This window comes from Ureibacillus thermosphaericus, from assembly GCF_012396605.1.
Classification (GTDB): domain Bacteria; phylum Bacillota; class Bacilli; order Bacillales_A; family Planococcaceae; genus Ureibacillus; species Ureibacillus thermosphaericus.
The window spans coordinates 46758-67070 of sequence record NZ_JAAXPW010000008.1 but is presented as its reverse complement, the minus strand read 5'-3'; the positions used below and the strand labels follow the sequence as shown (position 1 = coordinate 67070).

The 20313-nt window shown below is 35.2% G+C and carries 37 protein-coding genes; all 37 read right to left on the bottom strand.

Going from position 1 to position 20313, the window contains the following annotated elements:
• Positions 1-96: 96 nt before the first annotated feature.
• Positions 97-435, bottom strand: coding sequence for a hypothetical protein (locus tag HF990_RS05380; RefSeq protein WP_168412166.1), 339 nt, complete (start codon positions 433-435; stop codon positions 97-99).
• Between the two features lie 13 nt (positions 436-448).
• Positions 449-976, bottom strand: coding sequence for a phage major tail tube protein (locus HF990_RS05375; RefSeq protein WP_168412165.1), 528 nt, complete (start codon positions 974-976; stop codon positions 449-451).
• 12 nt (positions 977-988) lie between these two features.
• Entirely contained in the window at positions 989-2434 is a 1446-nt protein-coding gene (locus HF990_RS05370; RefSeq protein ID WP_168412164.1) for a phage tail sheath family protein, read from the bottom strand.
• 1 nt (position 2435) lies between these two features.
• Positions 2436-2708, bottom strand: coding sequence for a hypothetical protein (locus tag HF990_RS05365; RefSeq protein WP_168412163.1), 273 nt, complete (start codon positions 2706-2708; stop codon positions 2436-2438).
• Complete coding sequence (locus HF990_RS05360) at positions 2677-3195, bottom strand: hypothetical protein (protein WP_168412162.1); 519 nt, start codon at positions 3193-3195, stop codon at positions 2677-2679. The genes HF990_RS05365 and HF990_RS05360 overlap by 32 nt, the downstream gene beginning before the upstream one ends.
• A 6-nt stretch (positions 3196-3201) precedes the next feature.
• On the bottom strand, positions 3202-3756 hold the full coding sequence (locus HF990_RS05355; protein ID WP_168412161.1) for a phage tail protein: 555 nt from the start codon (positions 3754-3756) through the stop codon (positions 3202-3204).
• A complete protein-coding gene (locus tag HF990_RS05350) occupies positions 3757-4095 on the bottom strand; it encodes a hypothetical protein (protein WP_168412160.1) in 339 nt (112 codons plus the stop codon).
• Complete coding sequence (locus HF990_RS05345; RefSeq protein WP_168412159.1) at positions 4088-4453, bottom strand: hypothetical protein; 366 nt, start codon at positions 4451-4453, stop codon at positions 4088-4090. Before HF990_RS05345 ends, HF990_RS05350 begins: the two co-directional genes overlap by 8 nt.
• Positions 4454-4465: 12 nt before the next feature.
• A complete protein-coding gene (locus HF990_RS05340; RefSeq protein ID WP_168412158.1) occupies positions 4466-5491 on the bottom strand; it encodes a major capsid protein in 1026 nt (341 codons plus the stop codon).
• 3 nt (positions 5492-5494) lie between these two features.
• The gene (locus HF990_RS05335) at positions 5495-5860 is read right to left on the bottom strand and encodes a head decoration protein (protein WP_168412157.1); all 366 of its coding nucleotides are present in this window, start codon (positions 5858-5860) and stop codon (positions 5495-5497) included.
• Between the two features lies 1 nt (position 5861).
• Positions 5862-6908, bottom strand: a complete 1047-nt coding sequence (locus HF990_RS05330) for a head maturation protease, ClpP-related (RefSeq protein ID WP_168412156.1) — start codon at positions 6906-6908, stop codon at positions 5862-5864.
• Positions 6898-8454: a phage portal protein gene (locus HF990_RS05325; RefSeq protein ID WP_168412155.1), complete on the bottom strand. Its 1557-nt coding sequence runs from the start codon at positions 8452-8454 to the stop codon at positions 6898-6900. Before HF990_RS05325 ends, HF990_RS05330 begins: the two co-directional genes overlap by 11 nt.
• An 18-nt stretch (positions 8455-8472) precedes the next feature.
• On the bottom strand, positions 8473-8706 hold the full coding sequence (locus HF990_RS05320; protein WP_168412154.1) for a DUF6148 family protein: 234 nt from the start codon (positions 8704-8706) through the stop codon (positions 8473-8475).
• 3 nt (positions 8707-8709) lie between these two features.
• Positions 8710-10518 (bottom strand): phage terminase large subunit family protein, encoded by a 1809-nt coding sequence (locus HF990_RS05315; protein ID WP_168412153.1) that lies wholly within the window; start codon positions 10516-10518, stop codon positions 8710-8712.
• Positions 10487-11059 carry a terminase small subunit gene (locus HF990_RS05310; protein WP_168412152.1) on the bottom strand — a complete coding sequence of 191 codons (573 nt, stop codon included), beginning with the start codon at positions 11057-11059 and terminating at the stop codon, positions 10487-10489. The genes HF990_RS05315 and HF990_RS05310 overlap by 32 nt, the downstream gene beginning before the upstream one ends.
• Before the next feature lie 560 nt (positions 11060-11619).
• On the bottom strand, positions 11620-12183 hold the full coding sequence (locus HF990_RS05305) for a site-specific integrase (protein ID WP_168412151.1): 564 nt from the start codon (positions 12181-12183) through the stop codon (positions 11620-11622).
• Positions 12180-12644, bottom strand: a complete 465-nt coding sequence (locus HF990_RS05300; RefSeq protein ID WP_168412150.1) for an ArpU family phage packaging/lysis transcriptional regulator — start codon at positions 12642-12644, stop codon at positions 12180-12182. Before HF990_RS05300 ends, HF990_RS05305 begins: the two co-directional genes overlap by 4 nt.
• Before the next feature lie 13 nt (positions 12645-12657).
• Complete coding sequence (locus HF990_RS05295) at positions 12658-12840, bottom strand: hypothetical protein (protein WP_168412149.1); 183 nt, start codon at positions 12838-12840, stop codon at positions 12658-12660.
• Between the two features lie 99 nt (positions 12841-12939).
• Positions 12940-13476, bottom strand: a complete 537-nt coding sequence (locus HF990_RS05290; protein WP_168412148.1) for a PIN domain-containing protein — start codon at positions 13474-13476, stop codon at positions 12940-12942.
• Complete coding sequence (locus tag HF990_RS05285) at positions 13451-13807, bottom strand: STAS-like domain-containing protein (RefSeq protein ID WP_168412147.1); 357 nt, start codon at positions 13805-13807, stop codon at positions 13451-13453. The genes HF990_RS05290 and HF990_RS05285 overlap by 26 nt, the downstream gene beginning before the upstream one ends.
• An 11-nt stretch (positions 13808-13818) precedes the next feature.
• Positions 13819-14676 carry a hypothetical protein gene (locus HF990_RS05280; RefSeq protein ID WP_168412146.1) on the bottom strand — a complete coding sequence of 286 codons (858 nt, stop codon included), beginning with the start codon at positions 14674-14676 and terminating at the stop codon, positions 13819-13821.
• Positions 14673-14870: an XtrA/YqaO family protein gene (locus HF990_RS05275; RefSeq protein WP_168412145.1), complete on the bottom strand. Its 198-nt coding sequence runs from the start codon at positions 14868-14870 to the stop codon at positions 14673-14675. The genes HF990_RS05280 and HF990_RS05275 overlap by 4 nt, the downstream gene beginning before the upstream one ends.
• A gap of 84 nt (positions 14871-14954) precedes the next feature.
• Positions 14955-15299, bottom strand: coding sequence for a hypothetical protein (locus tag HF990_RS05270; RefSeq protein WP_168412144.1), 345 nt, complete (start codon positions 15297-15299; stop codon positions 14955-14957).
• 112 nt (positions 15300-15411) lie between these two features.
• The gene (locus tag HF990_RS05265; RefSeq protein ID WP_168412143.1) at positions 15412-15714 is read right to left on the bottom strand and encodes a hypothetical protein; all 303 of its coding nucleotides are present in this window, start codon (positions 15712-15714) and stop codon (positions 15412-15414) included.
• A gap of 16 nt (positions 15715-15730) precedes the next feature.
• Positions 15731-15970: a hypothetical protein gene (locus tag HF990_RS05260; protein WP_168412142.1), complete on the bottom strand. Its 240-nt coding sequence runs from the start codon at positions 15968-15970 to the stop codon at positions 15731-15733.
• A 40-nt stretch (positions 15971-16010) separates the two neighbouring features.
• The gene (locus tag HF990_RS05255) at positions 16011-16196 is read right to left on the bottom strand and encodes a hypothetical protein (protein WP_141603274.1); all 186 of its coding nucleotides are present in this window, start codon (positions 16194-16196) and stop codon (positions 16011-16013) included.
• A 41-nt stretch (positions 16197-16237) separates the two neighbouring features.
• On the bottom strand, positions 16238-16564 hold the full coding sequence (locus tag HF990_RS05250; RefSeq protein WP_247595843.1) for a hypothetical protein: 327 nt from the start codon (positions 16562-16564) through the stop codon (positions 16238-16240).
• Positions 16565-16610: 46 nt separating this feature from the next.
• Positions 16611-16772 (bottom strand): hypothetical protein, encoded by a 162-nt coding sequence (locus HF990_RS05245; protein WP_168412141.1) that lies wholly within the window; start codon positions 16770-16772, stop codon positions 16611-16613.
• A gap of 50 nt (positions 16773-16822) precedes the next feature.
• Positions 16823-17029, bottom strand: a complete 207-nt coding sequence (locus HF990_RS05240; RefSeq protein ID WP_168412140.1) for a hypothetical protein — start codon at positions 17027-17029, stop codon at positions 16823-16825.
• Between the two features lie 30 nt (positions 17030-17059).
• On the bottom strand, positions 17060-17386 hold the full coding sequence (locus HF990_RS05235) for a hypothetical protein (protein ID WP_168412139.1): 327 nt from the start codon (positions 17384-17386) through the stop codon (positions 17060-17062).
• Entirely contained in the window at positions 17387-17533 is a 147-nt protein-coding gene (locus tag HF990_RS05230) for a BH0509 family protein (protein ID WP_184656222.1), read from the bottom strand.
• Positions 17534-17682: 149 nt separating this feature from the next.
• A complete protein-coding gene (locus tag HF990_RS05225) occupies positions 17683-17853 on the bottom strand; it encodes a hypothetical protein (protein WP_168412137.1) in 171 nt (56 codons plus the stop codon).
• Entirely contained in the window at positions 17846-18778 is a 933-nt protein-coding gene (locus tag HF990_RS05220) for a DnaD domain-containing protein (RefSeq protein ID WP_168412136.1), read from the bottom strand. Before HF990_RS05220 ends, HF990_RS05225 begins: the two co-directional genes overlap by 8 nt.
• A gap of 12 nt (positions 18779-18790) precedes the next feature.
• Positions 18791-18946: a DUF6906 family protein gene (locus tag HF990_RS05215; protein ID WP_168412135.1), complete on the bottom strand. Its 156-nt coding sequence runs from the start codon at positions 18944-18946 to the stop codon at positions 18791-18793.
• Positions 18943-19599, bottom strand: a complete 657-nt coding sequence (locus HF990_RS05210) for an ORF6N domain-containing protein (RefSeq protein ID WP_168412134.1) — start codon at positions 19597-19599, stop codon at positions 18943-18945. The genes HF990_RS05215 and HF990_RS05210 overlap by 4 nt, the downstream gene beginning before the upstream one ends.
• Positions 19600-19645: 46 nt before the next feature.
• A complete protein-coding gene (locus HF990_RS05205) occupies positions 19646-19846 on the bottom strand; it encodes a hypothetical protein (RefSeq protein WP_168412133.1) in 201 nt (66 codons plus the stop codon).
• Positions 19847-19942: 96 nt separating this feature from the next.
• Positions 19943-20206: a hypothetical protein gene (locus HF990_RS05200; RefSeq protein WP_168412132.1), complete on the bottom strand. Its 264-nt coding sequence runs from the start codon at positions 20204-20206 to the stop codon at positions 19943-19945.
• Positions 20207-20313: the final 107 nt, after the last annotated feature.

The following is a 20313-nucleotide window of genomic DNA, read 5'->3' as shown; positions in this document are numbered from 1 at the left end:
AAATTAAAGATTGTTTTTGCCAATATTCGAGAGAAGTGTTTGAATAAGCAGATAAATTTAAGAGCCATTTGCGAATTTCTTTTGCACCGCCTGAACCTACCATTGGATGAAAAAATTTCGAGTTTGAAGAGTAACTTCTAAAAAATCAGCTCCATGCAACCTTTTTAAATCTTCAATTTTCATATTTGCTCCAAAAGATGCAAGTTTTAATAAAACTTTTTGGTTATACAAATGATCAAAGAAACTGCCTTCTAAGCGCAATTGTTCGTCAATTTTTAAAATATCTTCTCCAGTAAAATTAGAAAAATCTAATGTAATAGAATTAATAAGCACCCCGTCGATTTCAATGGGGTGCTTGATAAGGACTGGAATGATACATTTATTTTTTTCTTCAGAATTTGTTGTTAAATCGTTTTTTTCTTTTACTCCCGTCATTCTTTCCCACTCCTTACATTCCTAACGCTTTTCTTAATTCGCTCAATTGATCTACACCATTTACTTTAAAAATGTGGTTCACTTTATCTAATTCGATTAGAACCTTACCGTTGCTTTCCAATCGATAATACATACATTCAATTTCTGTTGAGCCCTCATAAGCAGAACCTTTTGATGCTTTTCCAAATTCGTTGCTAATAACCGGTCCAATTACAACAACACGATCTGCACTAATTTTATGTGTAGAGGAAGCAATATCATAAGATTGGTTTGCTAGACGGCAATCAATTTTATGACTACCAACCTGATATAACAATGCCCTTTCTTCACCGATAGATTTCCAATTCAATTTAATCTTTGCTGATTCAAATTGCCCTAATAGAGGAGAATCGTATTCTCCTAGGATACCGGCTCCTGATACTGTATCGGATATAGCATTCAAAGTGGGCAATTCGATATCAGAAATACCGGGTGATGAATTGTTATCGTCGATATATACTCTAAAATCATTTAATTTTTCAGGTATTCTATTTTTATTCATTTTCTCACCTCATTAAGATTCAAATAATGCGTTGTAATACGTCGCATCAAATTCAATGATATTTTCAATTTCTTGCGCTGGAGCTGATTCTGCAACGTAATATCTAAACACAACTTTTCCGTTTTGTAACTGTTCAATCGGATTATCTTCTGCCAAGAAAACAATACGACCGCCTAATATCACTTCATTTGTTACTAAACTATTAATCCAGTTGTTCATTTTATCTAAGATGTTATCAATCATCCGTGGACGTATTGGTCCATCCACATCAGACCAAGTTGTTAATACAATCGTATTGCAAATCCAGTTATGCATAATTCGAGTTGGGATAAATCTGTTTGGAACATCAAGATGATCTTCTTCTGGATAAGCTGCAGTCATATTCCCCCATGCTACCCAGCCGCCAACAAAGTTTAAAATCGTTAAAATCCCTTGATTGTTAAGCTCGTTTGCAACATCGGGAGGGATAATTACTTCTTGGTATTTTCCAGCGCCTGCTTTTACTACCGCTTTGTTAATAGGTAATGTTTTGTTTGACGGGGATTCGTAAGGATATCCGCCATTTTCGGCAGCGATTTTTGAAATGCTCAAAGCAACCAAAGTAGAAATGTGATAAACCTTATTATTATAAGCCGCCATTGGCCAAGCAATAGCTTCGAATGATGATGTATAGCTATTTTCTAATTTCCAGTTTGAAACATCTGTATATTTTGGTGCTTCTGTTGTATCGGCATCAGTAATTGCAAATGCTTTAAAGTAAGTATTTACAGATGTCGCTTTCGCCCGCATTACCGCAGCGACAGTCGGATTTTCAGAGAATCCTGGGGCTAAAATTATGCCGGGTACCATTCTATGTTGTGGAAATACAAAGTTGATTAACTCTAATCCAGTAACGTCACCAGTATTAACATCGATACCGCCAATAATATCCACTTCCGCAACTAACGAAGTATCTAACACGTTGAAAGTTGCTGATAATGTTGTTGCTTCAGTATTTGTAATTAAAGCAATAATTACTTTTCCTTCGTCATCGAAAGAGGCAACATAATCTTTTCCTTGTTCAAGTTGAGTAGCATTTGCTGTGATATTTAAAGAAGATAAAATAACACCTTCTGTATCAATTTTTGCTTGTCCATCCTTAACAGTTAAGTCCTCTGATTTGCTAGTTTTATGCTTTTCTGGATCTAGTACATTCACTAATAATATTGGTGCAACTTTAAACTTATCAAATGCTGCATCAATAACTTCACATAACGTATATTTCTCCCAATCATCAGAGTAACCGAATGCTTTAACTGCATCATCATATGTGTATGCAAGCACAACTTTGTTAACGTTTTTTTCATCTGCTAAATTCACAGGAGCTGTGCCAAAATATACAGGTAAAGCAGCTGTTGCTTCTGTTGATACCGTTACTGATGGTCGTGATTCTTTCGTTCGTGAACCGTGATAAAACAATTTATTTCACCTCGCTAAAATATTTTTCTACATTCTTATAAAAAGCTGATTCTACCGAATTAGGATTCTTTAATTTTTTCTCAAAGTCAATTAGTCTTTCAGGTTCAATGAATAATGTTGTAAATGCAGGACAATTTTCTTTGTGGGCGTTATGAATTTCTGGATAACCTCCAATAAAAGAACTATATCTCGATAGTCCTTTTACAGTGGGACCTACGTAGATAAGAACGTTTTTTTCTTTGTTATTTTTGGTAGTTTTTCGCGAAGAAGTCATCCTCTATCATCCCTCCTATTTCTTGTTGTGCTGAATGCATTTTAAAATTTACATCCATTACTCCATGCCATGTTGGTTTCATTTGTTCCTCATAAATTGCAGTTTCTATTTTTCCTGTTAGTTCACCGCTACCTATAAATTTCTGACGTTTCAGTAAGAATTTTATTCGAGTCGATAAACCCACAACGTCTTTCCAGCCATTTTGTGCATCATCATTGAACGCACCAAGTAGAATACGAAAGTTTAAGATACACTTTTCTTTATCAGTATCGTCTTCTTCTCCTAGGTACCTAACAATGACAAACGGATAGTCATCAGATTCCTGTTCTTCACCACGTTTAAGGTTCTTTATTGGAGGTAAATAACCTTTATGAACAGTAACCGTTTTTTCAATACCATTTTTTGATGGAAATCTCATGTCTTTTAAGTTTTCTTGTAAAAAAGAAGCAATGGCCGAAACCATCGCTAAAGGTGTATTATCATGCATTAATTGTTACCCCCAAAGTAGCCTAGATAGTTCATGTTCTAGACGTTTGTCTAATATTTCTTGTGCTCGAGTGATAATATCATTTAAAGGTTCTTCGTGACCCATCATTTGAGCTATGGATGGACCAAAATGTCCTTGGATTGGATAACGACTTTGACCAACTCTTGTAAACACATTTACATAATTTTTCTTTGTTCGTGTAACAAAACCTGATCGGATCGGTTTTTTTGTTGAACTTTTCAACACTCTAGCATGAACCGGCATAATATCAGGAAATTTAGGTGTTACATCAAATTTTAGTAGTGGTGTGACAGGTCCGCTTGCTCGTAACTGTGCTGATAAATGACTAGCAGTAGCTTTTCGGATTTTAATTCTACGTTTAATATCAGCAGCTTTTATAATATATCGAGCTCGTATACTAACACTTGCTCTTGTCCTAGCTGCAGTGGCAGCACGGTTTATCCCTCTCCATAAAATAATTTTTGCTTCTTTTGGCGCGATTGAAAAAAGTCGTTCTAATTGTTCAGCGTGATCTACTCTAATCTGTATCAGTTTAAACACCTAGCTTTCATGCGAAGATGCAAGGATTCGAATAATCCCCATATTCTCTTCAGCTTCATCTACGTATAATTCCTCGCCGTCAAGATTAATTATGCTGTCTACTTTTGGAACAAAGTAATCTGCAGCTTTGACATAGATAATTTTTTGATGTTTATATACTTCTTGACTTGCATATAATTGTTCTCTCGGATAGCCAGTAAAATTATCGTCGTTTTTAGAATCAACAACTATTAGAGTGAGAACTTCTCCATCCAACTCATGCTCTTCTCCAAATTCATCTAAATTAAAAAAGACATTCAAATCTTCATTCACGAAGTCTTTGAACGTCTTATTATTCATCTGTATCATCCTCTAACAATTCATCAGCTTTACCTTGGTTAATAATTGCAGCAATTACTTCAGCTTTTGTTGTTGCACCGTTCAAATCAACACCGACTGCTTTTGCCGCGCGTTTTAATTCTTCGGCGTTGTATTCTTCATCTAGTGCCGCGCGAAGTTCCTCAAATTCAGTTGGCGAAATTTCAACTTTATCACCTTTGACTTGTTGCTTCTTAAGTTCCTCTTCTGGTGAAAGTACATATTCTGCAGCTTTTAAAACAACAAGTCTTTCTTCTTCACTTTTACTGAGCCCTTCAATAATTGCCCCTTTTTTATAAGTGATATCGTTGTGACGGATTGTGTGTTTTGCTCTAATCAATTAAATCGCCTCCTATAGCACTTTTGCAACAAACCAGCTATTTACTTCTTTTGGAATTGGAAGTGGCTTAGAGCTTAATTGTAAGATTTTACGTGCAGGGCGTTTTTCTGTCCAAGAATCTGGAACACGATCAGCTTCATAAGTTACTAAATCATCACCTTTAGCAATAGTAATAGCTGCATATGCCATAGTGAATTCAGCTTCTGTCGAAATTAATGCAATTGTTCCATCTGGTACAATTGGTTTTACTTTTTCTTCGATGTCATCATAATAAGTTGCTGAATATTCATAAATATCGCCTACCCCTGAAATTCTACCGATATATGTTGCCCCATTCGGTAAATTTTGAGGTTTGAATTCACCGATATTCACGTTTCTAATGTCTAATAGTTTTAAGATGTCTTCATCTTTTAAAAGGACATCTGTAACATCAGGTGAAATTACAACAACATCTGGATTTACAAAGCCTGTTTGTTGTACTGTACGTACCCAACGTTTTAGATCAGCGTATTTGTTAGATGTTGGTTCGCTCCATAAATTTTGACCAGATAATGTTTCGCGATTTGTATGATTAAAAGAAATGACATAATCTACACCATCGCCTTTTACTTGGATTTCTCCATCGAAAATAGCTTGAGCACACATTACTTCTTCACGACGTGTAATCATGTCGTCTAAATCTTGTAAATCTTTTACTAGTTTTTCAGCAGCACGTTCGTCTGGTGTTCTTGAAGAATAAATATTTTCACCCATTAGTCGTTTTTGTAAATCTGCAGCTGTAGTAATTGTTGTTGGTGCTACTAAAGGTGGTTCAAATGTTTCTGTACGGAATCCGCTGTTTTCGACAACTTTTCCGCCAATTTTTTCACTTACATATGGAGCAACTTTTGCTCTCCCTTTTTTAATATCAACATCAACTTTATTAGTAGGTGACAACTCTTTTTCCTTAAACAAAGTGTCACGAACAAATGTAGTAACACGTGGCATACGTTCCACGAATTTTAACATTGTACGAGTTTCAAATAAATCTACTGCCATTGATTATTCCTCCCCTTGCGGATCAGCCGCGATTGTATTTCTTAATGTGATTCCGATATTGCTTAAAACCTTTTTGTATTCCACTTGGTTTGCACCTTCTGGAATAATAATTTTACGCGCATTAAATTCACCGCGTACATAGCAAACTGCTTCTTTTGTTTCTCCTGCGGATGTTGCTACTGCATCAGCCATAATGCCATAAACATCCGTTACATTGCTTTCAGATGTCATAGCAACAGCTTGTCCTTCTGCATTTAATGCAAAAACCTGACCGACTGACAGTTCTTGACCTGGCGCAACTGTAATCGGTTCAGTTACCACATCCGACTGAAATCCAGCTAAAAGGTTGTCAAACTCTAAAACTCGCATATTACTTACCTCCTAACACTTTATTAATCAATGCATCTACTTCTTCATCTTTTGATTGTGGTAGTGCATTTGCTTCTACTTCATTGATTATCTGTGCATCTTCTTTAATGTTTTGCAACATCATCGATTTTTTTAATGCGTCATTTTTCAGTATTTCAACAGCTACTTCACCTGCAGTTGCACCTGTTTCGAATTTCGCCTTATTAATAATTTCTTCTGCACCAGGCACAGCAATATTTTCAATTTCTTGGATACGTTTGCGTTCCGCAGCAATTGCTTCTTCTTTCGCTTCGTTCTTAATTTGTTCAACTAATTCAGGATATTGATTTTTTAATTCCTGCAAATCCATTTTTTTATTCACTCCTTCTTTGATGTTTTGTTGGACTCCAACACTGTTCACAACAGAAATACCTTTTTCTTGGCTTGCCAACAATTCTCTCATCCGATTAATAACTTCTTCTGGCAACATACCGCCAGATAATTCGGGTATATTCATGCTTGCAACTGCTCCCACTTCACTTTCAAACATGATTTCATCGATGAAACCGGCTTCTTTTGCTTCCTGTGCAGTCATCCATGTTTCTGCATCCATTAATTGTTTTAATTCATCCACCGTTTTCCCTGTTTTAGAGATATAAGCATTCATGATTGAACGGTTCACTTTTTGCAAGAAATCACTGTTATGATTCATCACTCGATAATCGCCTTCTGCGCTATTCATTGCATTATGAATCATCAATTGCGATGTTGGAGCCATTGCAATATGGGTCCCAGCCATCGCAATCACACTGGCAGCGCTTGCTGCAACCCCAACAATTTCTACTTTGACATTGCCAGCAAATTTTTTTAATTCGGTATAGATTTCAGATGCACTAAAAACCGAACCGCCACCGCTATTGATAACAACATTTAATTCTTTGACATTGTTTCGAATAGCATTTTCAACCACTCTCGAAACTTTGGATGGACTAGTTGCTGGTATTCTGAACAAGTCATACACCCATTGGTGGCTGTCTGGAATAATTGGTCCTTTGATTTCAATCTTCATCTCCCTCTCTCACCTCCTTTTGAAGTTCTTCATATTTAGCGTCTAATCCAGATTCCCTCCGTGCCTTTTCTTCGCGAATACGAAGCAAATGATTTCTCCAGAAATCGCCTCCAGTTAATTCGACCGTTTCTTTTGTACGGGTACTAAATCCATTCTCCACACGTTTAATCGCTGCATTCACTTCTTTGAGTGGGTCCAATTGTCCTTGGCTTGGGCCGTTCCATTCAGCTTTACAGTAAGCTTTACGTATCATCGGGTCATTAAAAAAGCCAGGCGCTTGAATACGGCCTAGCAAAACAGCTTCTGTTAAGAATTCTTCATATATTGGTTGGCAAAATCTTTTTGCAATCCACTCTCGACGCATTTTGAACATTTTCCATGCTTCCAACAACGCGCCGCGAGAAGCAGAATAAGAGCTTGTAAAGTGTTTTAACAATAATTCATAAGGCAGTTCTAAAGCTGACCCAATTTGTCTACAAATTGATACAACAAACGGATCAAATGAAGCATTATTACGAGCAGGGTTAGCTGTAGTTGCTTTTTCACCTTCCCCTAAAGCAACAATAGCACCTGGCCCTAATTCATAAGATGTTTCATCATCATGATCAACTTGCTCTTGTTCTGGAATTGCGTCATCTAATGGCGGACCATCATATCCCGAGTCTTCCATTTCGATGAAAACTGTAAATAACGATGATACTAAAGCTGCCATTAATTCCGCTTCTGTGTATCGGTCAAGCTGTTTCAACGATTCTATAACCGGCGCTAATATCGGCACCCCTCTGCGTTGCTCCGGCCGTTCCGACTCCATAAGATGAAGCACATTTTGCCTTCCAGTTTTTTTACCGAATTTTTCTATACGGATCCATTCATTTCTACTTGATGAAAGCGCCAATGGATGTTGTTTGGAAATGTGATAAGCTACCACTTCACCAAACTTACCGAGTTCAACACCATTGATAATATTTGGATTGTTGCCTGGTGGGGCACAAACTCTATCTGCTTCAATTAATTGGACTCTCAAAGAATACGGATTTTGCGGATTATCTCGATAAGGCAACAAAGCAAAAACTTCCCCAGACATCAAAAATGACAGGAAAGCCAATTGCTGCAGCTCGTAAAAATCATGCATCTGCATGGCATCACACATCAAACTTTCAGACCACAACTCAAATTCTCTTTCTGCTGCCGCTTCCCACTCATCAGCTTCTTCTTCTGTTAACCCTAGAAATTCATAATCAATCTGAGCATTTAAACGTAGGCCAGCGCCAACTACATTCGTTCGAATCGTTTTTAATGACCCGGTTGCAAGAGGAGTATTCATATAAAGGTCACGGGATCGTTGGCGTAAGGTATCTAAATTATCATCAATATCCTCTTTTGTACTTCCACCTTTAAAAATCCAGCCAAGCATGGATTTTTTTCGCTTACTTGCTCCGCCGTTTGAATACCCAGAATTCAGCAATTCTAATTTTCTTCTTGCATAATTTCTTTTCAACGCTCTCTCTGGGGAAACCACCGAAATAGCTTTATCTAATAAATTCAAACCCTTTCACCTCGCTTTCTATAAATCTCTTGGCACGATCCGCGTCACTCTCCTTCTTCCTCGACCACTTTCCCGTGCTTCTGCTTTCGCTAATTCTTTTTGCCAAAACTTTATTTGTTCACGTACCTGAGATAAATTTGCTCTTTCTAGTTTTCTGTTATCAATCGAATAGCTTTGACCAGAAGCAATTGCTGCCTCAGCATCCAGCCAAATTTTCAACCTTTCTCTACATTCTTTTACTGTGAAAGCCATATTTTACAGTCCTTTCGAAATCACTCTTCTTCTCCTTTTTCTACGTCTAACAGTTTGGTTATAAACCGCTCCAGTAAGATTGTTTTTATGCAAATACTCTAAATCTGGATTTAAAATTTTCAATGCAGCCAATGCGTAGTTTCGTAAATCTAGAGGCTCGTTCCTCACGTTTGAAGAACGTTTCACCCATTCATATCTAATCAGTCCATTTACACGTTTGGGTTTTTTGTATTCTGATGTTAAGCCAATAAAATAAGCCTCGTCATAACCTTTTTCCTTATTCACTGGAAAATGGCAATAACCATGCTTTTCTGGATCTTCAATTTTTAATCTACCGTATATAATATCTTTTCCTTCGTTAACGCCAATGTGGAATAAATACGTATCTTTTTTGATTCCTACTTTACTAGGTTTCGAAATGAACGGAATTCCCGTTCCTCCCTTACCTTTTACAGCAAATATTCGTCGATATTCTCGTTCTTTACAAAAATCATAAACTTCGGACGTGTAATGCCCACCACTATCGACACACGTTGCCGATACCGTAAGTTTTACTCCTGCAGATGTATACCACTCTTTAAGCAAAAATGAATCCAATTGGTCCCAAACGGCTTGTTGACCAGGGTCACCGTAGAAAACTTTATATTCGATACCCCAACTAGTTTCACCAAGACCCCAACCAACCACTTCTACTTCCAATCGGTCATCTTGAACGTCTACACCAGCTGTTAAAACTAATACGCCATCAGGAATATCATGCTGATATTCTTCTCTTCGTTGCATTAATTTATTGTGGTCATGCTCTTGTGGCTTTTCTTCCCAGGATTCTCCCAAAGTTGTGTTTTTCCATGTTTTTAATGTTTCTGGACCTTTCCTTTTTGCTTCCTTGAATTCATGAATAATATTTTCCCAAGATTCCCAAGGTGAAGCGAAAGCATTTAAGTGAAATCCTCTTTTTCTTGCTTCTGGATTCCTTGCAATCCATTTTCCAGGCCTTGATTTCCACTCGACTTCTGTATGTAGCGATTTACAATAAATACATTCCATGCCAACTGGTTCAAATCTTATTTGTTCCCAAACATAAGGTTGAAATTTACCGCATGACGGGCACGATACGCACCACTGTTCCATTGTGCTTTCATTATACTCAGCCTCAATTCTTGAAGCCCCCTTAATAGTTGGAGTGGAAACCGAGATTTTTTTTCGATTCCAGAACGTTTTTGTCCGTTTGTGCGCTAATGATAGCGGGTCTCCCTCAGTTCCTGCGCTCAACGGAAAACGGTCAACCTCATCCGCTAATACAATTCGAACTGGTCTTGATGCTAAGCTTGCAGGTGAATTGGCACCAACTAGTGTCAAATGTCCTCCTGGAAACTTTTTTTGAAGCAAAGTGTTGTTACCATCTTTTGCTTTTGGACTGTTCACTTTTTTGGCGAGGGATGGTGTATCTCTAATCATTGGTGCAATTCTGTCTTTTGAGTAAGCCTCAGCCATTTCTAAAGTTGGTTGCATTAATAACATAGGCGACGGATCATAATCAATATGATAACCAATGATATTATTGATAATTTCTGATTTACCAACTTGTGCAGAGGACATCACAACAATTTCTTCATAATCAGGATTATTAATGGAATCCATAATTTCCCGTTGATATGGCGCTCGGTCCGTATTCCATTTACCGTGTTCCGCTGATGATTCCTTCGATAATACTCTATATTTATCTGCCCACTGAGATACGGTTAATTTAGGTGGTGGTGCTGTTAATTTTGCAATTTTTTTAAACAGAATCAGTGTGTGTTTGCGAACCATCGTCATCTTCCTCTACTTCATCATCAGCATCATCATCGGTTGCTTCAATGAACATTGACGGATCATACTCCGATAACTCTTGAAGTGCTTCATGAATATCTCTTTCAATCAACGCTTCAATGAGTTTTGGGTCACTTTTGTTAACAAGCATATTAGCTAGTTTTGTGGGTAAAGATAACATTTTTGAACGAAATGCCATAATCATATGGTTAAGCACTTTTTCAACATCTTCAGAACGGTGCATTTCATTTTTTAAATGAGCAAGCTCGATTTCTGCTTTTTCACGCTTAGCTTTTTCATGTAGCCATTTTTCATATTCTAATGATTCTGTTACGTCGTTTTCATCCATTCCCTCTGATGAAAGTTTTAAAAAATTAATGTATTTGCTGACAGTATCAATTAAATCGAATCGTCCGTGTGCTACACGACTTATCACACCCTCTTCGACCAATTGACGAACTCTGCGCTCTGTCATATTAAACATTTTTGCGATTGTTTTTGTATTAACAACAAGACCATTCACATCAGATTTAGCAGACACCTAATCACCACCATTTTTCGAATATAATATTTCGAATCGCTTAGGATGGAAGGAACCGAATTTTTACGCTTATATCTAGACCGTTTTTGGGGCTCGCGAGACCCTCAGGCTTTGTATTGCGCCAGAAGGACCCGTAATTTATTTTCTTAGAAAAATAAAAGGCGCTGCAAATATGCTTGCAACGCCTGTCGTATCTAACTTTTCCATTAATACCATATTAACATGCTTTTTCTAAAATGTTCTGCCAAAAGTCTGCCAAAAGTCTGCCACCCATTTTATCCCAATTATCAAATATTTATCATAAACTTGAATATCCACAGGATTATCGACACTATCCACTACTTTAACATATCTTATATTCTGTTAAACATCTTAATTTCGTTATAAGCTAGATAAATCAATGCTTTGATATATCTCAATTTAATGAGTTTTACATTCTGTTTTTATGTAAATGTCTTTTGTTCACTAGATTATTAAACCGTTAAAAAGTAATGAAAATACGTTTTCTACTTCCGAAAACAAGCAAAATAAAAACATCCCTATTAAGGATGTTTCGTATATCAATATTTCAATTTTGTGTATGCATCATTGATTGCGTCTTGGTTGACTCCGATGTATTTCAATGTGATATAAGGAGAGCTATGATTAAATATATCTTGCAGTAATGCTACGTCTTTTGTTTCTTGATAAATGTGATAACCAAATGTTTTTCTTAATGTGTGCGTTCCGATTTCATCTAGATCGCATTCATGTGCTGCTTCTCTTAAAATATTATATGCTTGCACCCGTGTGATCGGTTTGTTTTTACCTTGTCGGGATTTAAATAAGTATTCTTCCAAGTGTTTATCTTCTACGTATTTATCTATCAATCTTTTGAGTTTTGGAACGATTGGAATTCTTTTAGTTTTATTGTTTGTCCTTGTGTTCTGTACTTTTTGTTCGCGTACTATAATATAATTTTTTCCTTTTACATCTTTCACTTTCATCCTCAATATATCGCTTATACGAAGACCAGTGTATATCCCAAAACAAAATAACAGCTCGTTTCGTTCACTCTTTGAAGCCAAAAATGCTCTCACTTCACGGATCTTCTCAACGTCCCTAATTGGTTGAACAAAATTCATGGCTTCACTTCCTCTGGTTTAACAGCTTTTTTCTTTTCTTCGTAAACAATAATTCCAAGAAACAAAGCAAGTTTATATAAAGCGTTGCTTTTAATACGATAAAATGTACGTTCAGTTAGATGTAGTTCTCTATAAATCTCATAATTATGCTTAGGCTCTTCAACAAGGTTTGTTTTCGTAATGATTTGTCGTTCGATTTTGTTTAGACGATTAAATCCTCGGTTGAACCATTTCATAAACTTTTCATAATTTTCTTCAAAGGTGATTTTTTTAATGACTGCGATTTCAGTCTTTGATTCTTTATATTCGGAGAAATTCGGCATTTCCAAGGTGAATCTTGTGGTTAACTTTGGCATTAAATCTTCGTCAGTAGTCAACAAATACGTGCGATATTGTCTAAAAACTTTTTCAAGATTTTTTTGAGTAGCCTCACGATCTACATTGTTGAGTAATTCTTTCATGGTGATAGCCTCCTTATATTTGTCTAAATGCCCCACGATTGCGCTTATACCTTGGTCTTCGTGCACCCATTAACTCCTCAATTTCTCGTTTGCTTAACTTTTCTTTGTGTTTTCTTGGTTTGTCGTTTGTAGTTTTCTTTTTCCTTTGGTTCTTATAAAAACCTTTTTCGATTAGTTCAGACTGTAATGTTCTCATTTGTATCACTCCTTCTCGTTTGTTAAATAAAAAAGAGGACAACAAATGACTGCAGCATAAAACTGCAATCAAATGTTGTCCTCCAGATGGCTGGTAGAACTATAAAGTAATTATTTCAATATCGTATTTTGTATTAAAAAAATCTCTGTCATGAGTGACAATTTTTAAATTATTTTTATTAGCTAAAAAGCAATAATATTCGTCATTAAAGTCGTATGTATGAGGATTATCAAAAAACTTAGGAAACTCGATTTCATCAAAAGAATCGCTCAATGGAACAGAGTTTTTTAGAATTTTCTGTTCTATTATTAAATTAATATTTTCAAATATAGGTTTGTATTTTTCATTTAATCTAAAATCATTTTTATAATCCTCAATATTATTGTCTGATTTCTTTGCAATTTCGTATTCCAGTCTAGAATATCTATTAGCAATTTCTGAAATTAATAGGGAGCTTGTATATATAATACCTCCAGTTGTTTTTATTTCATGAAAAAAATCACTATATGAATCAACTAATTTTTTTCTATAATCTCCAATACTACAATATATATATAGCCAAATATTTGCATCAAAGAAAAAACGGTCGTTTTTATTTATTGAATAATTTTTAATACGATGAACTTTCACCATCATCTAGTACCTCCTTGATTAACTGCTTAAACTCCTCTTCTTCTTCTTCATTTTTTTTGACTCTTTGTATAACCTGAGTAACTAAATACATATCTAATTCGTCTAAATTTAATAATTTTAATTTTTCATTAAGTTCTTCACTAGAAAAGTTTTTGTATAAATGTCCAATTGCAACATTTAGGAAAGCAGTAGTAAGATCGGTGATTTCAGAAAAATCTAGTTCAACATAATCGTTTTGTAAAAGTGCGTTTGAAACTTCCTTAAATAATAATTCACCTTTAGATGCTGAAACAGCAATATTTGAATCAATAACTTTTTTAACACTAATTTTCATCAATATTCCTCCTAAAACCATATTTCACTAACCTCACTTTTAACTTCTTTACTCCAATCACTAACAATATTTACTATTGTTCCACCAAATTTATACTTCATTTGTTTCAAGTCTATAGAATTCATATTTTGTTCCCAATAACCATTGCCAGATACTATACTTAATACACCATTATTGTTTAATTGTTCCTTTAAAAAATAGAGTCCAATTCCTCCATCTTTCCCCGGTTTTGTAGTATTTCCAAATTCAGTTGACCAATTAATTGCTTTTTCATCAATAATCTTGTCCCCTAATTTGCTTCTGACATTTTCTCCAATAGTTTTTCCTAAGTCCACTAATGTAAATGCAACTTTTCTTTTTTTATGGAAATATTGTCCACATGCAAATACATATTCACTACTAGCATGAATTCTTGTATTTTCGAATACTTCTTGTAAACATTTTTTAAATAATTTCTTTTGCTTACTATTTAGAGGTAAATTAATCTTTGGTAATACTTCTTCGTTAAGATACTCAGTAAATCCTTCTTCATCATTAGTATTAAAAATTCTAAATGGAATAGTACTGTTGTAAGTATCGACAGTAGAACCAATTTTATACTTTTCATAAAATCCATTTTTTAGAAATATCTCTTTTATTTTCTTACCAACATTTTTTACAGATACCTTACAGTTATTATATTTTAATAATTCCACAATACTTGCCCATACTGCAACAAAGTTCGCTTCAAACCATGTAGTTCTGGTAAAATCAAAGATAATATGATTATTTTTACAACATTTTAATTCTTCGTACATTTTAGAAAAAAAGAGAAATCCTAAGTAATGATTTTCTATTCTAACTGGCATTTCATAATTGATTACTTTCAAAAATCCTCACCCTCATCCCATTTAACACGTTTTACATGCCCCTGATGCGTGATAATTTTTGTCTCAGCAAAAGGTGGAAGCTCTGCATATTTTGCTTTGCCATTTGATAAAATTATCACACAACTCTCAGGTAATTCCATTATATCAAGATTTAAGTGACCCGTATCTGAAATTTTTAACTCTTTCATTCTCATTAAAGCTTCCTCCTATGCTATAATATTAATGTGATAAATCGAAGGAAGCTTCATAAATTTGCTACGGTTTTAACCGTAGCATTTTTATATTTTGGAAGATATAAAAGTGTAACATTTATCTACTGATTTAAATACCTCGTGCAATTCATCGTTTTCTATTTCATAAAATCTTTCGTTCTTTCGAATATTGAAAGAATCAATTTTTATTTTCCAGTTTCTTGTTCCTTTGTGCTTTTTATCTTCAATTGGATTCATTACCGTTTTCTCTAATGTTTTTCCCAACAGTACAATTTTGTTACGGATTTTTCGTCTTTCCCTTTTGCTTTTCTCTGTATCTAATAAGCTTTGTAACTCGTCAATTTGCTGTAGAATTGCAACGCGTTCCTTCTTGATTTGGATTCGCTTTTTTCTTATTTGAATTTTGTTCAAGTCTGTCACCTCTTGAAAACTTGTCCTGTTTTATTCAATATATCCACAATTCACAATGGATAATTTATATCTCATTGTGTTAATTTTTGTTCGTTTCTTCGAATTGTTAGATTCAATAATCTTCTTCATTTTGGTACTTGATAAAATCTTCTGCACCTTCAAACAGTTCTTCAAATGTCTTTTCAATAGCTTCCATAATTGGACTGTCACCTGTATCTGGATTGCTACCATCTACCAATGCTTGTGCAACATATTTAGCAAATTCTTGTCTACATCCTCTTTTTACAATCGATCCATCATAGTTATTCGTACTATCTTTAAATCCTTCAACAAGGTTGCGAATTGGAATTTCGATTTTTAATTTGTCGTTAGTGACAGTTGCTTTAAAACCTAAATTTTCGAATACTGTTGGCATAAAATCCCTTCTTTCATTACATTTTTAACTTGTCCACGTTCCAAACTGGGTAATATCCATTTTGCCCACGTGCGAATCCATGAGGGTTATTCAATTGATCTTCCGTTAATTCAATACCAAATTTCTTTTTCAACATTGTTCTACTCCAATAACCATGCTCTGGTGATTCTCCAAAACCGAACAATGGTAATCCTAATACTTCAATATCCTTTTTGAAATACAAGTTCCAATGATTCTTTTTTAAGTTACGTAGCATTTTCCAACTCCTTATCTCGCATTTTCTACGTACTGCGACATTATTTATCTGAAAGCTCTTTAAATATGTCTACAAATACCCCTATAGTTTCGTATTCATCACGAGCAAGCCACTTCATTTTTCTGTCTTCTAATTCTGTAAGTTGTCTAGCAAGTGCTTTTTCTAACGATTCTTTCAGTTCCTTATAAGCAATTTCTTCATCAATAAATCTTTTATAATTTTTCATAAAAAATCCCCCTTTAATGTCGCTTTATTGTTCAAATGTGACTAACCCCAGTGTCCATTACGTTTCATGATTTCAACAACTTCATCAATATAAGTTTCATCTAAATTAATGACAATGTAGTTATTGAATGGTCTTTTTCCATCATTGATGCGGCCTTTTTCAATATGTTCAGCAACCTTATTAAATGTGTTCATGAATTCTATCTTTAATTCATCTGGTACATACTTTTGAAAATCGCGCTCATTTAGTACCGTAAATTTTCGATCAAAACCTTCTTTGATCGTGCCATCAAAAGCTGGTTCTCTTTTCTCCCAGCTTAACAACATATTCTTTACTTCTTGATTTACATGTCTGTAATTATCATTCATCGTCATCTTCCTTTCCAAAAACGTTCAATTTTCGTCGTAATACGAGCTATTTTTCGTTCACAATTTTCATCACTTTTTCCGCACCTTTTTCATTCATTTCATAAATCGCCACCTTTACATCGTTTTCCTTACAATGTTTAGCAAGAAAATTCGAAATGGCTTCTTTAAAATCGTTATCATTCGTTTGAAGCACAAACACATTTTTCATTATTTTTCCTCCCTCACATTTTTTTCAAATTAACATAATCATTGGAGTGTTCATTTATTAATAATTGAATATTTTCCATTTACAACGTCATTTACTGTTAAATAAAACATTGCTTTTTTCTCTCTCAATAGCCAACGCAAATCGTTTAAAGTAGTTAATTTGTCAATTTCTACGGACAAACCGTTCCAATGAAATTTCACTCTTTTTCCTTCTGATAAAGCCTTTTCAGCTTCATTACGAGATATGAAATTAGACAATAATTTTCCTCCTTTGTTTCTCATATTTGTTCATGTGCGCTTTATTAGTTCCTCGAATTGTTTGGCTTTTTGTCTTAGCTGATACTTTTTTAACCGTTCAGGTAATTCACTTTGAAGATATAATCGATAATGATGAGGGCAAAAATCTACATTTATACCAATTTCGATTGCACATTCGTTGCACAAAGGTAAATCACATGTTTCATGTTTACATTTTGAATTTTCACGAATAAATCTCTGATAATCTCTGTAGAAAATAATAGAGTTATCGTAACGAATGACATAATCACACAATTTTTCAGCTACCTTTACCTTACAAATAGCACATGGATTTTCAAAAATGTTTGGATCGTTCATTTACTCACCTTTTTCTAAACTGATTCCCATGCTTTTGTTATAAATCTTGTTTAATTCTTCGTCCGACAATTTACTTAAAAATTCTTCGCTATAATGGGTCATCAAACTGCAAATGAAAATCATCTCTTCGCGTTCCTCTTGCGACATTTGATTCACCCTTTTTTCTTCTCTTTAATTCGTTTTTCAATCTCTATACCGAATACCGTCAATGCTCCTAAGATAACAATGATCCAAGCTACTGGATGTAATAGTTCACTCATGCTGTTCCCTCCTACAAATGCTTACCATACTGCGTTTTACTGGTGCTTTTTTATTACGTTTCTCATTTTTCGAAGCGATGAACTAGTTAAGTCTGTAATATCTCCTGCTATTTCGAGCATAAGTTTTACCATGTATTCTTTTTCTTCTTGGGCTTGTTTTAATTTCAAGAATTCTTGAACGGGAATTAAAATGTATTCTCTAGACATTGTTCTCAACACCCAGCTTTGCTAAAATTCTTTTCCTTTCAGCTTCAAAATCAATATTTTTTTCGGTGACAGTTTCATCATCAGTTTTTTCAGTGTGTGATTCATCAACATTACGTTTGTAGAACCAATCAGGTATTTTTTCTTGATGGATTCTATTTCTGCTATTTTTTTGTTGCTTTTGAGCTTCAAATCGTTTTCTGTCAGCTTCTACATCAGCAAGTGATTTAAAGTTTTTGTTATGCCAGTTTTTAAGAATGGTTTCAACGTATTTCCAGTTTCGTACATTATTTTCTGTTGAAAGTTTCATAGCTTCTAAAACTAGTTCTTCGTTTAGATCGTCAATCCAGGCTCCAATTTTTTCAGCTACATATGGGCTCAATGTACCGAAGCCATTTTGTTCGTAAAATGAGAATGCCGATGTTTTTGCTGCTGGCTGCTCTTCTTTATCATCATCAATATTATTTATCTCTGTAGTATTCTCTGTTAGTAATCTATGTTGTAGTCTATGGTTATTGGTGTGTTCAATTTGAGCAGTCTTATTGCTCAAATTGAACAGCTCGTCTGTGCAATTTGAGCAACTCGACTGTTCATTTTGAGCAGATGGACTGTTCACTAATTTTTGGTAATCAATTCGGTACCATTTCGTTTTGTCGATTTTCAATGCGTTGTACTTGTCAGTGCTGATTAAATAACCTTGCTTTTCCAAGCTGTTAATAACTCTTCTTACAGTTGCAAGCGACCAAAAAGGAAATTCTGTTTGCCAATCCTCGTAAGTTTTGTAAAACCACTTATATCCTTCAAATTCGTGCGTTGTCTTTCCTAACCAGTAATGCGCCTGCTGCAGTACTATAGCTTCGTTCAATCCGATTTTTACAGCAAGTGACGGTAAAACCTGAAGTGGTGGTTCGTTGATCAATAAATTCATATTTGCTCCCCCCTATGGCGCAGGAATGATGCGAGTTCGATTAGTGTAGCGATTAATAAGCAGCCATTGATCGCTCATTTTTTTGCTAATCAGCCAGTTGTTTGGATTAAGTCGGAATGTTTTGACATACTTGCTTTCGTTCACTGTAAGCTTTCGACCACGCTTCATAATCTTCCCTCCCACGTTTCTATGAATCGTAATGCATCTTGTAGCTGATATTGCTTAATATCCCGATATGATCCGACTTGATATCGTTCTTTTAGTGCTGCATATAGTTCGCGAAAAAGCAGTTGTTTAGATTTAGACCCCGGTTTTTCTGAAAGTTCATATACACGTGCAGCAACAGCTTTTCGTACACGAATTTGCTCCCCGCTATGCAAAGTGACTTCGCGTAATTGTTGTTCCAACCACTCCACCTTCCTCTCGATTTCTATAAATCTTTCATACGGAATTGGCAAATGTTCTTGTCGTTGAAATTGTTTTGATGTGCTGAAATAATTGGCAATCAGTGCATTCATAGCTGTTCGTGCTTTTTCAGTTTTCAGGTGTCTCGCATGCATCCAGGCACCTTGCTCCGTCCATAAATACAAAACTGATACATATTTGAGGGTGACGTCATTTTGTCGGGAGGCTTTAAACCGTTTTAACTCTTCACCTGTCAACGCAAAGTAGTGTACGCCATGTAGAAAATTCTTTTTATTGCGTTGAAAATTCCGATTGATAATACTACTTTTCGTGTTCAGAGATTCGGCAAGTTGCGCTGTTGTCAGCACCCGAATGTCATTGTGTGCGATAATTTCCCGTTCCTGAAGCTGTTGCATACCATTCTCTCCTTTCTAGGGTGACGTCATTTTGTTACCACCCTATTTAACTAACTGCTTTCATGCTAGAAGCAAGATCAATTGCATCTTGAATTGCCTGTACTCTAATGCGTTGTTCGTTATATTTTGCTTTCGCTTCTCTGTATTCATAGTCATTGTCTGCATTCGCAACTTCTATTGCTAAATCTGTTAGTAATTCTTTTTCGTCTGAAAGAAATTGTTTTAACTTTTGGATATATGCTGTCATGTTTTTCCCTCCCTTGAATATTTGAAGAAAATCATCCATAATAAAGGTGTGAATTTTTTTAAATCGTATTTAGCAAGCCTTTTGTGCTTGCATTTTTTATGCAGTTTTTTCGACATATTCCTCGTATTCTTTTTGAGTCATCAGCGTGATAAATTTTATTCCTTTGATTTCGGCAAACGCTTCATAAGGATGCTGATCGCTCGGAAACTTTCTTACTGTGAAATCTTCAAAAATAGATAAGAATGTTTTCGTAATAAGAATATGGACTTCAGCTTTATCAACATCAACATAGATTGATAACCATTTCTTTTTCGTGATTTCTTGAAGTTCATTCACTAACTCTAAAACTTTCTCAACCACTAGATTCACCTCCATGAGTTATTTTTGGTGATAGAATCAACAATCCATCTACAACGTCGTCGCCACTGGAGCCATGATGGCCGCCGCTCGCTCTTTCGAGGTCTTGG

Excerpts from the sequence above, each read along its gene's own strand:
- HF990_RS05380 (WP_168412166.1), bottom strand. The coding sequence starts at position 435 with ATGACGGGAGTAAAAGAAAAAAACGATTTAACAACAAATTCTGAAGAA.
- HF990_RS05220 (WP_168412136.1), bottom strand. The coding sequence starts at position 18,778 with ATGAATTTATTGATCAACGAACCACCACTTCAGGTTTTACCGTCACTT.
- HF990_RS05215 (WP_168412135.1), bottom strand. The coding sequence starts at position 18,946 with ATGAAGCGTGGTCGAAAGCTTACAGTGAACGAAAGCAAGTATGTCAAA.
- HF990_RS05290 (WP_168412148.1), bottom strand. The coding sequence starts at position 13,476 with ATGATGGTGAAAGTTCATCGTATTAAAAATTATTCAATAAATAAAAAC.
- HF990_RS05305 (WP_168412151.1), bottom strand. The coding sequence starts at position 12,183 with ATGAATTTTGTTCAACCAATTAGGGACGTTGAGAAGATCCGTGAAGTG.
- HF990_RS05360 (WP_168412162.1), bottom strand. The coding sequence starts at position 3,195 with ATGCATGATAATACACCTTTAGCGATGGTTTCGGCCATTGCTTCTTTT.
- HF990_RS05265 (WP_168412143.1), bottom strand. The coding sequence starts at position 15,714 with ATGCCAACAGTATTCGAAAATTTAGGTTTTAAAGCAACTGTCACTAAC.
- HF990_RS05295 (WP_168412149.1), bottom strand. The coding sequence starts at position 12,840 with ATGAGAACATTACAGTCTGAACTAATCGAAAAAGGTTTTTATAAGAAC.
- HF990_RS05275 (WP_168412145.1), bottom strand. The coding sequence starts at position 14,870 with ATGAGAATGAAAGAGTTAAAAATTTCAGATACGGGTCACTTAAATCTT.
- HF990_RS05285 (WP_168412147.1), bottom strand. The coding sequence starts at position 13,807 with ATGAAAATTAGTGTTAAAAAAGTTATTGATTCAAATATTGCTGTTTCA.
- HF990_RS05300 (WP_168412150.1), bottom strand. The coding sequence starts at position 12,644 with ATGAAAGAATTACTCAACAATGTAGATCGTGAGGCTACTCAAAAAAAT.
- HF990_RS05235 (WP_168412139.1), bottom strand. The coding sequence starts at position 17,386 with ATGAACGATCCAAACATTTTTGAAAATCCATGTGCTATTTGTAAGGTA.
- HF990_RS05315 (WP_168412153.1), bottom strand. The coding sequence starts at position 10,518 with ATGGTTCGCAAACACACACTGATTCTGTTTAAAAAAATTGCAAAATTA.
- HF990_RS05260 (WP_168412142.1), bottom strand. The coding sequence starts at position 15,970 with ATGCTACGTAACTTAAAAAAGAATCATTGGAACTTGTATTTCAAAAAG.
- HF990_RS05225 (WP_168412137.1), bottom strand. The coding sequence starts at position 17,853 with ATGTCTAGAGAATACATTTTAATTCCCGTTCAAGAATTCTTGAAATTA.
- HF990_RS05330 (WP_168412156.1), bottom strand. The coding sequence starts at position 6,908 with ATGAAGATTGAAATCAAAGGACCAATTATTCCAGACAGCCACCAATGG.
- HF990_RS05350 (WP_168412160.1), bottom strand. The coding sequence starts at position 4,095 with ATGAATAATAAGACGTTCAAAGACTTCGTGAATGAAGATTTGAATGTC.
- HF990_RS05205 (WP_168412133.1), bottom strand. The coding sequence starts at position 19,846 with ATGACAGCATATATCCAAAAGTTAAAACAATTTCTTTCAGACGAAAAA.
- HF990_RS05245 (WP_168412141.1), bottom strand. The coding sequence starts at position 16,772 with ATGAAAAATGTGTTTGTGCTTCAAACGAATGATAACGATTTTAAAGAA.
- HF990_RS05375 (WP_168412165.1), bottom strand. The coding sequence starts at position 976 with ATGAATAAAAATAGAATACCTGAAAAATTAAATGATTTTAGAGTATAT.
- HF990_RS05250 (WP_247595843.1), bottom strand. The coding sequence starts at position 16,564 with ATGAATGATAATTACAGACATGTAAATCAAGAAGTAAAGAATATGTTG.
- HF990_RS05335 (WP_168412157.1), bottom strand. The coding sequence starts at position 5,860 with ATGCGAGTTTTAGAGTTTGACAACCTTTTAGCTGGATTTCAGTCGGAT.
- HF990_RS05230 (WP_184656222.1), bottom strand. The coding sequence starts at position 17,533 with ATGTCGCAAGAGGAACGCGAAGAGATGATTTTCATTTGCAGTTTGATG.
- HF990_RS05365 (WP_168412163.1), bottom strand. The coding sequence starts at position 2,708 with ATGACTTCTTCGCGAAAAACTACCAAAAATAACAAAGAAAAAAACGTT.
- HF990_RS05210 (WP_168412134.1), bottom strand. The coding sequence starts at position 19,599 with ATGCAACAGCTTCAGGAACGGGAAATTATCGCACACAATGACATTCGG.
- HF990_RS05320 (WP_168412154.1), bottom strand. The coding sequence starts at position 8,706 with ATGGCTTTCACAGTAAAAGAATGTAGAGAAAGGTTGAAAATTTGGCTG.
- HF990_RS05255 (WP_141603274.1), bottom strand. The coding sequence starts at position 16,196 with ATGAAAAATTATAAAAGATTTATTGATGAAGAAATTGCTTATAAGGAA.
- HF990_RS05340 (WP_168412158.1), bottom strand. The coding sequence starts at position 5,491 with ATGGCAGTAGATTTATTTGAAACTCGTACAATGTTAAAATTCGTGGAA.